Here is a 12,770-nt window from a genome sequence, read left to right on the forward strand (position 1 = left end):
GCAGCCGCATCAATTGACCTGCCGCGGGCACGCTCCTAAAACCGATCTCAAGTTCCAGCAGATCCAGCGCCTAAGTCGCGGCATTCAGGGAGAGATTCAATGCGTGATGTGTTCATTTGCGATGCCGTCCGGACCCCGATCGGCCGTTTCGGCGGCTCGCTCGCCAAAGTACGCGCCGACGATCTCGCGGCGGCCCCGATCAAGGCGCTGATGGCCAAGCACCCGACGCTCAATTGGAACGAGGTTGACGAGGTCTATTTCGGCTGCGCCAACCAGGCCGGCGAAGACAACCGCAACGTTGCGCGCATGGCGCTGCTGCTCGCAGGCATGCCGGAGTCGGTTCCCGGCCAGACCCTGAACCGGCTCTGCGCCTCCGGCCTCGATGCAGTCGGCGCTGCGGGCCGCGCCATCCGCGCCGGCGAGATCGATTTCGCGATCGCGGGCGGCGTCGAATCGATGACGCGCGCGCCGTTCGTGATGGGCAAGGCCGCGGAAGCCTTCTCGCGTTCGTCCGAGATCTACGACACCACAATCGGCTGGCGCTTCATCAATCCGCTGATGAAGGCGCAGTACGGCGTCGATGCGATGCCAGAGACCGGCGAGAACGTCGCTGAGGAATTCCAGGTGTCGCGCGCCGATCAGGATGCGATGGCGATCCGCTCGCAGCAGCGTGCGGGCGCGGCGATTGCGTCGGGCTATTTCGCCGAGGAGATCGTTCCGATCCAAGTGCCCGGCGGCAAGGCCGGCCCGATCACCGTCGACAAGGACGAGCATCCGCGTCCGGAGACCACGCTCGAAGGTCTCGCCAAGCTGAAGCCGATCGTGCGCAATCCGGGCACAGTGACCGCGGGCAACGCGTCCGGCGTCAATGACGGCGCCGCCGCGATGATCCTCGCTTCCGAAGCCGCGGTGAAGAAGCACGGCCTGACGCCGCGCGCAAAAATCCTCGGCCTTGCCTCGGCCGCGGTGCCGCCGCGCATCATGGGCATCGGTCCGGTGCCGGCAACGAAGAAGTTGGTCGAACGCCTCGGCATCAAGGTGTCGGACTTCGACCTGATCGAGCTCAACGAGGCCTTCGCCTCGCAGGGTATCGCCTGCCTGCGCCAGCTCGGCGTCAAGGAAGACGCCGATTTCGTCAATCCGCATGGCGGTGCGATCGCGCTCGGCCACCCGCTCGGCATGAGCGGCGCGCGGCTGGTCTTGACCGCCGTGCACGGCATGGAGAAGCGGGGCGGGAAGCTTGCCTTGGCAACTATGTGCGTCGGAGTCGGTCAGGGCGTTGCGGTCGCGATCGAAAAACTTAATTAAGCCAATGGTTTGGAGGGGCTGAAAACAGCCCTTCCCCAAATTGGTTATGCATTATAATGATCTGACGTGAGCTCACCGGGCGCGTGGGCCGCGGAGGAATTCGCCATGACCTTGTTGTACCCGCTGCAATCGCTTGCGGCCCATCCGGCGCGGCTGTCGCCGGACTATCGCTCCACCGTGAAGCGTTCGCCGCAGAAGCCGCTGATCCCGATGCGGCACACGCTCTCGGAGCTGACCGGGCCGGTCTATGGTCATGAGACCGTGCGCGCGCACGACAACGACCTCACCATCCAGGCGAAAGGCGAGCCGCTCGGCGAGCGCATCATCGTGCACGGCTATGTGCTCGACGAGGACGGCCGCGGCGTGCCCAACACCCTGGTCGAGCTGTGGCAGGCCAATGCCTGCGGCCGCTACATTCATGTCGTCGATCAGCACCCGGCGCCGCTCGATCCCAACTTCACCGGCGCCGGCCGCACGCAGTCCGATGCCAAGGGCTATTACAAGTTCATCACCATCAAGCCCGGCGCCTATCCCTGGGGCAATCACCATAACGCCTGGCGGCCCGCGCATATCCACTTCTCGGTGTTCGGCCACTCGTTCGTCTCGCGTCTCGTGACCCAGATGTACTTCCCGGGCGATCCGCTGTTCCCGTTCGATCCGATCTTCAACTCGGTGACGGACGAGAAGGCGCGGGCGCGGATGATCTCGTCGTTCGATCTCGAGAACACCAAGCCGGAATGGGCGCTGTGCTACCGCTTCGATATCGTGCTGCGCGGGCAGAGTGCCACGCCGATGGAGACCAAGTAACGTGTCGAACCCGCGCCCTGATGGAATCACGCCTTCGCAGACCGTCGGCCCCTATTTCAAGTATGGCCTGACGCCGAACGGCGAATATGAATGGAACGACGCTTTTACCAACAACCTTCTGACGCCTGACGTCTCGGGTGAGCGCATCCGCGTCGAGGGCAAGGTCTATGACGGCGACGGCGCCGTGATCCCGGATTGCATGCTGGAGATCTGGCAGGCCGATAGCCAGGGCCGCTTCTCCGATCCGCAGGATGCGCGCGCGCTGCCCAATTCGAGTTTCAAGGGCTTTGGCCGCTGCGGCACCGACAAGAGCGGTGGCTACGCCTTCGACACCATCAAGCCGGGCGTGGTGCCGGATGCCGACGGCAAGCCGCAGGCGCCGCATATCGGGCTCGCGGTGTTCGCGCGCGGCATGCTGCTACATCTCTACACCCGGATCTATTTCGAAGATGAAGCCGGCAACGCCACAGATTCCACGCTGGCGCTGGTGCCGGCCGATCGCCGCGCGACCTTGATCGCCAGGCGCAAGGCCGGCGCGGGCAGCGTCTACACCTTCGACGTCCATCTGCAGGGCGACAACGAGACGGTGTTCTTCGACGTCTAGCCCGGCCGCTAGCCGCCGCGCCGCAGCTCTTCGGTGGCGCGCCGGAGCACCTCGTGAAGCCATTCGTGCGAAGGCTCGTCCTCGACGCGTTCGTGCCAGAGCAGCCGAACCTCCACGGGCGTCGTGGTGTAAGGCAGTTCATAGGTCGTGATCGCATGTGCCTGCTCGAGTGCACGCGCCAGCGGCCGCGGGACGATCGCAGCCAACTCGGAATCGATCAGCAGTGCGGGCAGGGCAAGGAAGTGCGGCAGCGAGACCGCGATCCGCGGCGGCCGGTCGCTGTCGGACAGCGCCCGTTCGAGCGCGGGGCGATCGTACATCTCCGAACGCCTGGCGAGTCCGCGCTCGGAGATGAAGCCGCCAATCGCGCCTTCCTGCTCGCCGCCAAAGGACACCACGACCAACGGCAAGGTCGCGAGCTTTGCCTTGTCGAGCCGGCCAAGCTTGCGCCTTTTGCCGACGATCAGCACATCATTATATTCGAACAGCAGCGCCGTGCGGAAACGGCTCGGCGGCGACGAGAACACGCCGATCGCGACGTCGATGCGGCCGAGGTCGATCTGCTCGGCAAGATCGATCCGCGTCACCGGCTTGATGGTGAGGTCGATCGCAGGAGCTTCCCGGCCCAGGATCTTCAGGAGCGGCGGCGCCAGCACCATCGTCGTGAAGTCGTTGGCGGCCAGCGTGAACGGCTTGGTGGAGGCTGCTGGAGCGAAGGTCGGCAGCTCGACCGCGGCCTCCAGCGATCGCAGCGCCTGGCGAACCTGCGGCGCCATCGTCAACGCGCGCGCGGTCGGCTGCATGCCGGTGGCCGTGCGCACGAACAGGTCGTCATCCAGCATCTCGCGCAGCCGCGCCAGAGAGTGGCTGACAGCGGACTGGCTCAGCGCGACCTTCTGGCTGGCCCGCAGCACGCTGCGCTCCTCCATGACGGCGTCGAATACCTTGAGCAGATTCAGATCCAGGGTCTTGAAGGAAACGGACACGTTGAGAGTCCCCGTCTATGGCAGATCGCTCGCCTCGGCAAAATTCCGCGATCGACGGCAGTTAAGGCCAGGCGTCTGGCGGATGCAACCGAGCGGATTCTCCACGAGCGTATAGCCGTGTCGTCACCACCTGCCATCTGAAGCCGGTTCAGGATCACTCTGCAAGACTTTCACTTCCGCAACGCGGCGTTCTGGCCAAGATTGCCGGCGCCGGGTTGGGAGGAGAAAAGCGATGAAGGCCTGGGTGATGTTGGCCCGAAGTGGCGCGCGTAAATCAATCGGACTGGCGTTGATGCTGGTGGCGACGGCGACGTCGGCGATTGCACAGAACGGGCCGGTCAGGCTCGGCGTGCTGACCGACATGTCGTCGCTGTACGCTGACAATGGCGGCCAGGGCTCGGTGGTCGCGGCGCAAATGGCGGTGGACGATTTCAAGGGCAAGGTGCTCGGCCGCCCGATCGAGATCGTTGCCGGCGATCATCAGAACAAGGCGGATATCGGCTCGGCGATTGCCCGGCGCTGGCTGGAGAACGACAATGTCGAGGCCATTCTCGATGTCCCGAATTCCGCGGTCGCGCTGGCGGTCCAGGGCATCACGCGCGACAAGAAGAAGCTGTTTCTCGCCACCGGCGCGGCAACGTCCCGGCTGACCGGCGACGAGTGCTCGCCGACCGGCATCCACTGGACCTACGATACCTATGCGCTGTCGCAGGGGACGACGAGGGCGATTTCGCGCCTCGGCGCCAGGTCCTGGTTCTTTCTTTCGGCCGACTACTCGCTCGGTGCGCAGCTCGAGGCCGACAGCCGCAAGGTGATCGACACGACCGGCGGCAAGGTGGTCGGCGCCGTGAAACACCCGATCAACACGCCCGATTTCTCGTCCTTCCTGCTGCAGGCGCAGGCCTCCAGGGCCGACGTGATCGCGCTCGCCGACGCCGGCGGCGACTTCATCAACGCCGTGAAGCAGGCCGGCGAGTTCGGGGTGACGCGCGGGCAGAAGCTTGCCGGCCTGATCGTCTTCATCGCCGACATTCACAGCCTTGGGCTGCAGAGTGCGCAAGGCCTGATGCTGAGCTCGGCGTTCTACTGGGACCTCAACGACGAGACGCGGGCATGGTCGAAGCGCTTCATCGAGAAGGCGAAGAAAGTGCCCACCATGATCCACGCCGGCACCTATGGTGCTGTCATGCACTACCTCAAGGCGGTCGAAGCCGCCGGCACGCTTGATGGGCCGACGGTCGCGGCCAAGATGCGCGAATTGCCGGTCAACGATTTCATGACCCGCAACGGCAGGATCCGTCCCGACGGCCGGCTGGTCCGCGACATGTATCTGTTCCGCGTCAAGTCGCCGGCAGAGTCGAAATACCAGTTCGACTACTACCAGCTGCTGGCCACCATCCCGGGTGAAGAGGCCTTCAGACCGATGGAGGACGGCGGATGCTCGCTCGTGAAGAAGTCGTGATCGACCGGGATGTGGCGTGCGGAGCCGCACGCAATCCAATCGACGAGGTGATCGCCGGCCGGCTGTCGTGCCGCGAGTTCTCCGGCAGTCCGGTCTCCCGATCGACCATCGAGCAGATCCTGCGCGTGGCGCGGTTCGCGCCGAGCGGCGCGAACATCCAGCCCTGGCACGTCTACGTGCTCGCCGGCGCCGCCAAGACCAAGGTGTCGGCTGCGCTGCTGGATGCGTATGAGAACGAGCCGAACGAGCACGTCTCCGAATATCAATACTACGCCAGCGCTTTCCCCGAGCCGTATCTCGGCCGTCGTCAGGAGTTCGGGCGATTGTTCTATGACTCGCTCGGGATCGCGCAAAGCGACGCTGCGGCGAGGAGCCGGCAGACCGCAAAGAACTTCATGTTCTTCGGCGCGCCGGTTGGGTTGATCGTCACCATCGATCGGCGCCTGGCGATGGGAAGCTGGCTCGATCTCGGCATGTTCATCCAGAACGTGATGCTGGCGGCGGTCGGACGCGGGCTGCAATCCTGTCCGCAGGAGACCTTCGCCAGATTCCATCGGATCTTGCGTCCGCTGCTGTCGATCCCCGCCGAGCAGATGGTGGCCTGCGGAATCTCGATGGGCCACCCTAGGGAGCGGTCGCGCACGCGGCTGATGCCGCGCGCGGAACTGGAGGCATTCGCCTCCTTCAAGGGTTTCGAGGATTAGACAGGAGAAAGTCATGGGAAGCCGGGAACAGCTTATCGAACGCAGCATTCCGTTTCTGCGCGAGGTCAAGGACATGACGCCGAGCGCGGCGATGGAGCGATGGCTCAACGAGACCTATGGAGAGGACAGCGCGCTGTACCAGGATCTCGCCCGCCTCATCAAAATGGGAGTCGAGGAGGGCTGGGCGGCGAACCAGGAGGTGGAAGGTCCGAACTATCGGCGCAGCCGCATCCTCGAGCCGGTCCCCGAGACGTTCCAGTTCAGCATCACCGCGGTCTACATGAACAGCACCGATCCGTGCCGCTTCAAGGACGAGGACGATCACGACGTGCTGCGCGGGCAATATCATGGTCACCCCTATGGCGAGCTCAACCTCGTCGTTCCCCTCGACAAGGGCGCGCAGTTGAAGGGGCTGCAGGGCTGGCAGGGGCCGGGCTGGACCGCGCCGGATCCCGGCAGCCGGCACTATCCGGAGGTCAGGGGTGGCGCGGTCATCGCGCTGTTCTTTCTGCCGGCCGGGCGCATCTCCTACGATTTCAAGGCGCCGGCCTGATATCCGGCGCGGGCGGCAATCCGGTCTGGAGAAAGCTCATGACGTTGATCTACCCGGTCGCTTCGAACAGCGTCCATCCCGCGCGCCTGTCGCCTGCGTACCGCAGCGCGATCAAGCGCGTACCCTCAAAGCCGCTGATCCCGCTGCGGCACACGCTCTCGGAGCTGACCGGGCCGGTCTATGGTCATGAGACCGTGCGCGCGCACGACAACGACCTCACCATCCAGGCCGAGGGCGAGCCGCTCGGCGAGCGCATCATCGTGCATGGCTATGTGCTCGACGAGGACGGCCGCGGCGTGCCCAACACGCTGGTCGAGCTGTGGCAAGCCAATGTCTGCGGCCGCTACATCCATGTCGTCGACCAGCATCCGGCGCCGCTCGATCCCAACTTCACCGGCGCCGGCCGCACGCAGTCCGATGCCAAGGGCTATTACAAGTTCATCACCATCAAGCCCGGCGCCTATCCCTGGGGCAATCACCATAACGCCTGGCGGCCCGCGCATATCCACTTCTCGGTGTTCGGCCACTCGTTCGTCTCGCGTCTCGTGACCCAGATGTACTTCCCGGGCGATCCGCTGTTCCCGTTCGATCCGATCTTCAACTCGGTGACGGACGAGAAGGCGCGGGCGCGGATGATCTCGTCGTTCGATCTCGAGAACACCAAGCCGGAATGGGCGCTGTGCTACCGCTTCGATATCGTGCTGCGCGGGCAGAGTGCCACGCCGATGGAGACCAAGTAACGTGTCGAACCCGCGCCCTGATGGAATCACGCCTTCGCAGACCGTCGGCCCCTATTTCAAGTATGGCCTGACGCCGAACGGCGAATATGAATGGAACGACGCTTTTACCAACAACCTTCTGACGCCTGACGTCTCGGGTGAGCGCATCCGCGTCGAGGGCAAGGTCTATGACGGCGACGGCGCCGTGATCCCGGATTGCATGCTGGAGATCTGGCAGGCCGATAGCCAGGGCCGCTTCTCCGATCCGCAGGATGCGCGCGCGCTGCCCAATTCGAGTTTCAAGGGCTTTGGCCGCTGCGGCACCGACAAGAGCGGTGGCTACGCCTTCGACACCATCAAGCCGGGCGTGGTGCCGGATGCCGACGGCAAGCCGCAGGCGCCGCATATCGGGCTCGCGGTGTTCGCGCGCGGCATGCTGCTGCACCTCTACACCCGGATCTATTTCGAAGATGAAGCCGGCAACGCCACAGATTCCACGCTGGCGCTGGTGCCGGCCGATCGACGCGCGACCTTGATCGCCAGGCGCAAGGCCGGCGCGGGCAGCGTCTACACCTTCGACGTCCATCTGCAGGGCGACAACGAGACGGTGTTCTTCGACGTCTAGCTGCGCGCCGCCAGCGGCGCGCCAATCCAACTTTGGGGGACGGCCGAAAAATCCGCTGCGCGCGTTCGCCGCAGCGGATTTGACTTGATCATGCAGCATCGGTTATATAATAAGATTATTATATAACCGATGCGAGATAAAGCATGGCCAACCTCGACGCCGCCTTTTCCGCGCTCGCCGACCCGACCCGCCGGGCGATCCTGGCGCGCCTCGCGCTGGGCGAGGCGACTGTGATGGAGCTAGTCGAGCCGTTCGACATGACCCAGCCCGCGATCTCCCGCCATCTCAAGGTGCTCGAGGGCGCCGGCCTGATCGTGCGGCGGATCGAGGGCACCAAGCGACCGTGCCGGCTAGCGCCATCAGCGGTTACCGAGATCGATCAATGGCTCGGCATGCTGCGCCGTGCGCTGGAAACCAATTACGACCGGCTGGACGGTGTGCTGGCCACAATGAAGCCTGAGCAGTGAAGGGTATCCCCATGAGCAAGTTGACGCTGAAGACCGAAGGCGACCGCTATGTCGTCGTGACCAGGCGCTTCGTCGCGCCGCCGGAGGCGGTGTATCGGGCGCATACCGAGCCGGAGCTGTTGCAGAAATGGCTGCTCGGTCCCGACGGCTGGACCATGCCGGTCTGCATCAGCGAGGCGAAGCCCGGCGGCAGGATCCGCTACGAATGGACCGACGGGAAGGGCGGCGGCTTTCATTTGACCGGCGAATATCTCGCGCTCGAACCGTTCAGCCGCATCGTGCATGTCGAGCGCATGCATCTGCCGGATCCGACGCCGGACAATCATGTCGAGACGCGCTTTGCGCTCGACGGCGACGGCACCTTGATGACGATGCGGATGACCTTGCCGGATGCCGAAACGCGCGCAGCGATGCTCGCGACCGGCATGGAGCACGGCATGGAAGACAGCTATGCTCGGCTCGACCGCATGAGCTGAACGCGACTGACGTGAGGGACAATGCGCGACCGTTTCCTGACGGGGCTGATTGGCTATCCGATCGCGCATTCGGCGGCGCCTGCGATGCACGAAGCGGCCGCAGCAGCGCTCGGCGTTCGCGTCCACTACCAGCTCATCGAGGTCAACGGCGCCGGCCGCGACGAGCTGCGCGCGATGCTCGACGGCATCCGGCGGCTCGGCTTTGCCGGCGTCAATGTCACCTTTCCCTACAAGGAGGCGGTGGTCGAGCTGCTCGACGATCTCGCACCCGATGCGCGTGCGATCGGCGCGGTCAACACCATCGTCGTCGATCGCACGCGGCTGGTCGGACACAACACCGACGCGACCGGCTTTGCGCGCCCAATCGCGCCGCTGCTTGCGTCAGCGCCGCGCGGCCCGATCGCGCTGATCGGTGCCGGCGGCGTCGGCAAGGCGATCGCCTTCGCGCTCGCCATCCTCGGCGTTGGTGGGCTCCGCATCTTCGACGCTGATGCCGCGAAGGTCGCGTGGCTGGCCGGCCAGTTGGCCGGCCGTCATGCGGTTCGTGGTGTCGCCGGCATCGAGGCCGCGGTCGATGGCGCGACCGGCGTCGTCAACGCAACGCCGGTCGGCATGCTGCCGAGCCGCGACAGTCCTGTGCCGGACGGCTTGTTGCATCCGTCGATGTGGGTCGCCGACGCCGTCTACACGCCGCTGTGGACGCCGCTGCTGTTGGCGGCCAAGGCCAAGGGCGCCAAAGTTCTGACCGGGCGCGATCTTGCGATCTACGCAGCAGCGGACGCGTTCGAATTGTTCACGACAATGATGCCTTCGACGGATGTCATGGCAAATGCGTTCGACGCGGTGATGGCCGCACGCTACTCTGCGCCCGCCTGAGGGGCGGAGACACAAAATGACAAAAATCAGGATCGGGCTGGCCGGCTGCGGCTTCGTGTCGGAGCTGCATATGGTTGCCTACCGGCGCGTCTATGGCGTCGACGTCGAGGTGAGGGCGGTCGCGGCGCGCGGCGATCATGTCAATGCGTTCGCCCGCAAGCACGCAATCCCGAACGCCTATCGCCGCTTCGCCGAGCTGATCGCCGACCGCGAGCTTGACGTGATCGACATTTGCACGCCGCCGAACCTTCACGCCGCGATGATCGTCGAGGCAATGCAGGCCGGCAAGCACGTGATCTGCGAGAAGCCGTTCAGCGGCTATTTCGGCCGCGACGGCGACAAGGCGCCGATCGGCAGGTATGTGCCGAAAGCGCTGATGTACCAGCGGGTGATGGAGGAGATGGAGGTGACCCGCGCCGCGATCGAGCGAAGCGGACAACTCTTCATGTATGCCGAGGACTGGATCTACGCACCGGCGGTGACCAAGACCGCGGAGATCATCCGCGCGACAGGCGACAAGATCCTGTTCATGAAGGGCGAGGAGAGCCATTCCGGCTCGCATGCGGCGCATGCCGCCGAGTGGGCGATGACCGGCGGCGGCTCGCTGATCCGGATGGGCTGTCATCCCCTGTCGGCGGTGCTCTATCTCAAGCAGGTCGAGGCCAAAGCGCGCGGCGAGACCATCACGGTCGCCAGCGTCACCTGCGACGTCGGCAATGTCACCGCCGGCCTTAAATCCGAGGAGCGCGCCTACATCAAGGCCAATCCTGTCGATGTCGAGGATTGGGGCACGCTGACCGCAACCTTCTCCGACGGCACCAAGGCAACGGTGTTCTCCGGCGACATGATCATGGGCGGCGTGCGCAATTTGATCGAGATCTATACGAGCGGCGGCTCACTGTTTGCCAACATCACCCCGAACACGCATCTGACCAGCTACCAGACGAGCGAGGAGAAGCTCGCCTCGGTCTACATCACCGAAAAGGTCGATCGCAAAACCGGCTGGCAATATGTCTGCCTCGAGGAGGAATGGACCCGCGGCTACCTGCAGGAGATCCAGGATTTCATGGAATGCGTCGCGACCGGGCGGCAGCCCCTCGCGGACCTCGCGCTGGCGTATGAGACGACACGGGTAAATTACGCCGGCTACTGGGCGGCGGATGAGGGCAGGCGGGTGGTGTTGTAACGGCGCGGGAGGAGCAGCGTGATTGCTCTCGTCCCATAGTGCGTATGCCGGGCCGTCCATCCTTCGAGGCTTGCTCCGCTCGCACCTCAGGATGACGGAGTCGAGAGCAGCATGTGAGTCTGGTACGTCGTCGCACTCCTTTTGGTTACCCTGCGGCTGCTCTTCCCTTCTCCCCTTGTGGGAGAAGGTGGCGCGCACAGCGCGCCGGATGAGAGGTTGTCACCGCGTCATTCGCTCGAGCGGCGAGGCGACATCTCACCTCACCTTGCCCCGCTTGCGGGGAGAGGTCGGATTGCATCGCCAGATGCAATCCGGGTGAGGGGGTACAGGTCTCATCGCGATCGCATTCGCGGAGAGAAGCCCCTCACCCCAACCCTCTCCCCGCAACAGCGGGGCGAGGGAGCGCAGCCCCGATGCGGCGGCAGTCTCGCCTCGTCGCCACGCTACGCCGCGTACACCGAGCCCTTCGGCAGCGGAAACACCGGATCCTGGGTGCGGATATTGGTCGGCCACACCACGGTGATGCGCTCGCCGGCGTTCTGCATCACGACCGGCGTCGAGCGCTCGTTCTGGCCGGACAGCGGCGTGCCCGGCGGATAGAACTTCACGCCATAGCCCTGGATGGTGCCGCCTGCGGGGATGTCGACGTCGAGCGCCGCCTTGCGGATCGCCTCGGGATCGAAGCCGCCGTACTTCTCCTTGGCGACCGGCAGCACATTGTTGAGCAGGATCCAGGTCTGGTTGAAGCCCATCGAGCAGTGCGGCGGCACTTCGGTCGCATTGGTCTTCTCGCGGTAGCGCGCGACCATGGTCTTGGTGAGGTCGCCGATTCCCGGCGCGAGCTTGGCGGGATCGAGCAGCTGCGCCGGCACCGGATCGATGTTGCAGAAATTGTCGATGTCGGCGCCGAAGGTCGCGCGCAGCTTGTCGAGCTGGCTGTAGCCGGCGCCGGCGCCGAACAGCATCTTGAACTTCAGCCCGCTCTCGCGTGCCTGGCGCAGGAACAGCGTGATGTCGGGATTGTAGCCGGCGTGCGAGATCACGTCGGCCTTGGCGCGCTTCAGCTTGGTGACCAGCACCGAGAGATCGGGCGCGGAGGCGGAATAGCCCTCCTTCAGCGCGACCTGCAGCCCGACCTCCTTGGCGAAGGCCTCGTCGGCCGCGGCGACGCCGACGCCATAGGGCCCGTCCTCGTGGATCAGCGCCACCTTGACGTCCTTGGGCTCCATGCCGAGCTTGGCCTTGGCATGCTCGTTGATGAAGCTCGCGAAGGCCTGGCCGTACTGGTCGGAATGGATCTGCGCGCGGAATACGTATTGCAGGTTCTTGTCCTTGAACACGGCGGTCGAGACTGCGGTCGTGATCCACAGGATCCGCTTCTGCTGCTCGACCTTGGCGGCGAGCGGCACCGCGTGGGAGCTTGCGAACACGCCGTTGAGGATGTCGACCTTCTCCTGGTCGATCAGGCGATTGGCCTCGTTGATCGCGACATCGGGCTTGCTCTGGGAATCGACGTTGACCGGCGCGATCTTGTACTTGCCACCGATGCCGCCCTTCTCGTTGACGAGGTCGATCGCGATCTGGGTGCCGATCGAGGAGGCGACCGAGCCGCCGGCGGCGAACGGGCCTGTCAGGTCGTAGATCACGCCGATCCGGACCGTCTCGGCCTGCGCCTGCGCCCGTGTCCAATCCAAGCTGAAAGCAGCGGCGGCAGCCGCTGAAGTCTTCAGCAGCGTCCTGCGTGAAGTCGGCATCGCGTCCTCCCCTGAAACCGTCAGTTGTATGACGGGTCTGCTTGTTTTCGCGGAGTATTGGGAGGCAAGGTCGGAAAGTCAACGCGGCTTGCGGCTGCGGCGTCTTGCGCTTTCGGAGGGGGCGTCCTCACTCTTTCACCGTCACCCTGAGGAGCGCGTAGCGCGTCTCGAAGGGTCGACGGCCACCAACGGGGCCGTGCATCCTTCGAGGCTCGCAAGTGCTCGCGCCTCAGGATGACGGTG

Annotated in this window: 14 protein-coding genes; 12 read left to right on the forward strand and 2 right to left on the reverse strand. The window is 64.8% G+C overall.

The features are described from left to right. Positions 1 to 99: 99 nt before the first annotated feature. The 3 genes from pcaF to pcaG (ACVI1L_RS15000) all read left to right on the forward strand — a co-directional run bounded on the left by pcaF (position 100) and on the right by pcaG (ACVI1L_RS15000) (position 2,719). Positions 100 to 1,308: a 3-oxoadipyl-CoA thiolase gene (gene pcaF / locus ACVI1L_RS14990; protein ID WP_028337987.1), complete on the forward strand. Its 1,209-nt coding sequence runs from the start codon at positions 100 to 102 to the stop codon at positions 1,306 to 1,308. A gap of 105 nt (positions 1,309 to 1,413) precedes the next feature. Then, entirely contained in the window at positions 1,414 to 2,115 is a 702-nt protein-coding gene (gene pcaH / locus ACVI1L_RS14995; protein WP_168858251.1) for a protocatechuate 3,4-dioxygenase subunit beta, read from the forward strand. A gap of 1 nt (position 2,116) precedes the next feature. Next, the gene (gene pcaG / locus ACVI1L_RS15000) at positions 2,117 to 2,719 is read left to right on the forward strand and encodes a protocatechuate 3,4-dioxygenase subunit alpha (RefSeq protein WP_456783203.1); all 603 of its coding nucleotides are present in this window, start codon (positions 2,117 to 2,119) and stop codon (positions 2,717 to 2,719) included. An 8-nt stretch (positions 2,720 to 2,727) separates the two neighbouring features. Here pcaG (ACVI1L_RS15000) and ACVI1L_RS15005 read toward each other — a convergent pair whose 3' ends face one another. Next, complete coding sequence (locus ACVI1L_RS15005) at positions 2,728 to 3,705, reverse strand: LysR family transcriptional regulator (RefSeq protein WP_076824662.1); 978 nt, start codon at positions 3,703 to 3,705, stop codon at positions 2,728 to 2,730. 232 nt (positions 3,706 to 3,937) lie between these two features. On the opposite strand from ACVI1L_RS15005, the gene ACVI1L_RS15010 reads away from it, so the two are divergent. The 9 genes from ACVI1L_RS15010 (at position 3,938) to ACVI1L_RS15050 (ending at position 10,773) form a co-directional block, all read left to right on the forward strand. Further along, positions 3,938 to 5,167 carry an ABC transporter substrate-binding protein gene (locus ACVI1L_RS15010; RefSeq protein ID WP_456783204.1) on the forward strand — a complete coding sequence of 410 codons (1,230 nt, stop codon included), beginning with the start codon at positions 3,938 to 3,940 and terminating at the stop codon, positions 5,165 to 5,167. After that, a complete protein-coding gene (locus ACVI1L_RS15015) occupies positions 5,143 to 5,871 on the forward strand; it encodes a nitroreductase (protein ID WP_168858249.1) in 729 nt (242 codons plus the stop codon). The genes ACVI1L_RS15010 and ACVI1L_RS15015 overlap by 25 nt, the downstream gene beginning before the upstream one ends. Positions 5,872 to 5,884: 13 nt before the next feature. After that, positions 5,885 to 6,424 (forward strand): 4-hydroxylaminobenzoate lyase, encoded by a 540-nt coding sequence (locus tag ACVI1L_RS15020; protein ID WP_057015117.1) that lies wholly within the window; start codon positions 5,885 to 5,887, stop codon positions 6,422 to 6,424. A gap of 38 nt (positions 6,425 to 6,462) precedes the next feature. Next, positions 6,463 to 7,164 (forward strand): protocatechuate 3,4-dioxygenase subunit beta, encoded by a 702-nt coding sequence (pcaH, locus tag ACVI1L_RS15025; protein ID WP_456783205.1) that lies wholly within the window; start codon positions 6,463 to 6,465, stop codon positions 7,162 to 7,164. Position 7,165: 1 nt separating this feature from the next. Next, positions 7,166 to 7,768 carry a protocatechuate 3,4-dioxygenase subunit alpha gene (pcaG, locus tag ACVI1L_RS15030; protein WP_456783203.1) on the forward strand — a complete coding sequence of 201 codons (603 nt, stop codon included), beginning with the start codon at positions 7,166 to 7,168 and terminating at the stop codon, positions 7,766 to 7,768. A gap of 143 nt (positions 7,769 to 7,911) precedes the next feature. Further along, the gene (locus tag ACVI1L_RS15035) at positions 7,912 to 8,235 is read left to right on the forward strand and encodes an ArsR/SmtB family transcription factor (RefSeq protein WP_057015449.1); all 324 of its coding nucleotides are present in this window, start codon (positions 7,912 to 7,914) and stop codon (positions 8,233 to 8,235) included. Between the two features lie 11 nt (positions 8,236 to 8,246). Next, entirely contained in the window at positions 8,247 to 8,711 is a 465-nt protein-coding gene (locus ACVI1L_RS15040) for an SRPBCC domain-containing protein (protein WP_057015448.1), read from the forward strand. 21 nt (positions 8,712 to 8,732) lie between these two features. Beyond that, positions 8,733 to 9,587 carry a shikimate dehydrogenase gene (locus tag ACVI1L_RS15045; RefSeq protein WP_456783206.1) on the forward strand — a complete coding sequence of 285 codons (855 nt, stop codon included), beginning with the start codon at positions 8,733 to 8,735 and terminating at the stop codon, positions 9,585 to 9,587. A 16-nt stretch (positions 9,588 to 9,603) separates the two neighbouring features. Next, on the forward strand, positions 9,604 to 10,773 hold the full coding sequence (locus ACVI1L_RS15050) for a Gfo/Idh/MocA family protein (RefSeq protein WP_456783207.1): 1,170 nt from the start codon (positions 9,604 to 9,606) through the stop codon (positions 10,771 to 10,773). A 443-nt stretch (positions 10,774 to 11,216) separates the two neighbouring features. Here the strand turns inward: ACVI1L_RS15050 and ACVI1L_RS15055 are convergent, their stop codons facing one another. Then, positions 11,217 to 12,527, reverse strand: a complete 1,311-nt coding sequence (locus ACVI1L_RS15055) for an ABC transporter substrate-binding protein (RefSeq protein ID WP_057016785.1) — start codon at positions 12,525 to 12,527, stop codon at positions 11,217 to 11,219. Between the last annotated feature and the right edge of the window lie 243 nt (positions 12,528 to 12,770).

Source organism: Bradyrhizobium sp. USDA 4516, assembly GCF_054055915.1.

Coding starts and splice junctions, on each gene's coding strand:
- pcaF (WP_028337987.1), top strand. CDS start 100: ATGCGTGATGTGTTCATTTGCGATGCCGTCCGGACCCCGATCGGCCGT.
- pcaH (WP_168858251.1), top strand. CDS start 1,414: ATGACCTTGTTGTACCCGCTGCAATCGCTTGCGGCCCATCCGGCGCGG.
- ACVI1L_RS15010 (WP_456783204.1), top strand. CDS start 3,938: ATGAAGGCCTGGGTGATGTTGGCCCGAAGTGGCGCGCGTAAATCAATC.
- ACVI1L_RS15015 (WP_168858249.1), top strand. CDS start 5,143: ATGCTCGCTCGTGAAGAAGTCGTGATCGACCGGGATGTGGCGTGCGGA.
- ACVI1L_RS15020 (WP_057015117.1), top strand. CDS start 5,885: ATGGGAAGCCGGGAACAGCTTATCGAACGCAGCATTCCGTTTCTGCGC.
- pcaH (WP_456783205.1), top strand. CDS start 6,463: ATGACGTTGATCTACCCGGTCGCTTCGAACAGCGTCCATCCCGCGCGC.
- ACVI1L_RS15035 (WP_057015449.1), top strand. CDS start 7,912: ATGGCCAACCTCGACGCCGCCTTTTCCGCGCTCGCCGACCCGACCCGC.
- ACVI1L_RS15040 (WP_057015448.1), top strand. CDS start 8,247: ATGAGCAAGTTGACGCTGAAGACCGAAGGCGACCGCTATGTCGTCGTG.
- ACVI1L_RS15045 (WP_456783206.1), top strand. CDS start 8,733: ATGCGCGACCGTTTCCTGACGGGGCTGATTGGCTATCCGATCGCGCAT.
- ACVI1L_RS15050 (WP_456783207.1), top strand. CDS start 9,604: ATGACAAAAATCAGGATCGGGCTGGCCGGCTGCGGCTTCGTGTCGGAG.
- ACVI1L_RS15055 (WP_057016785.1), bottom strand. CDS start 12,527: ATGCCGACTTCACGCAGGACGCTGCTGAAGACTTCAGCGGCTGCCGCC.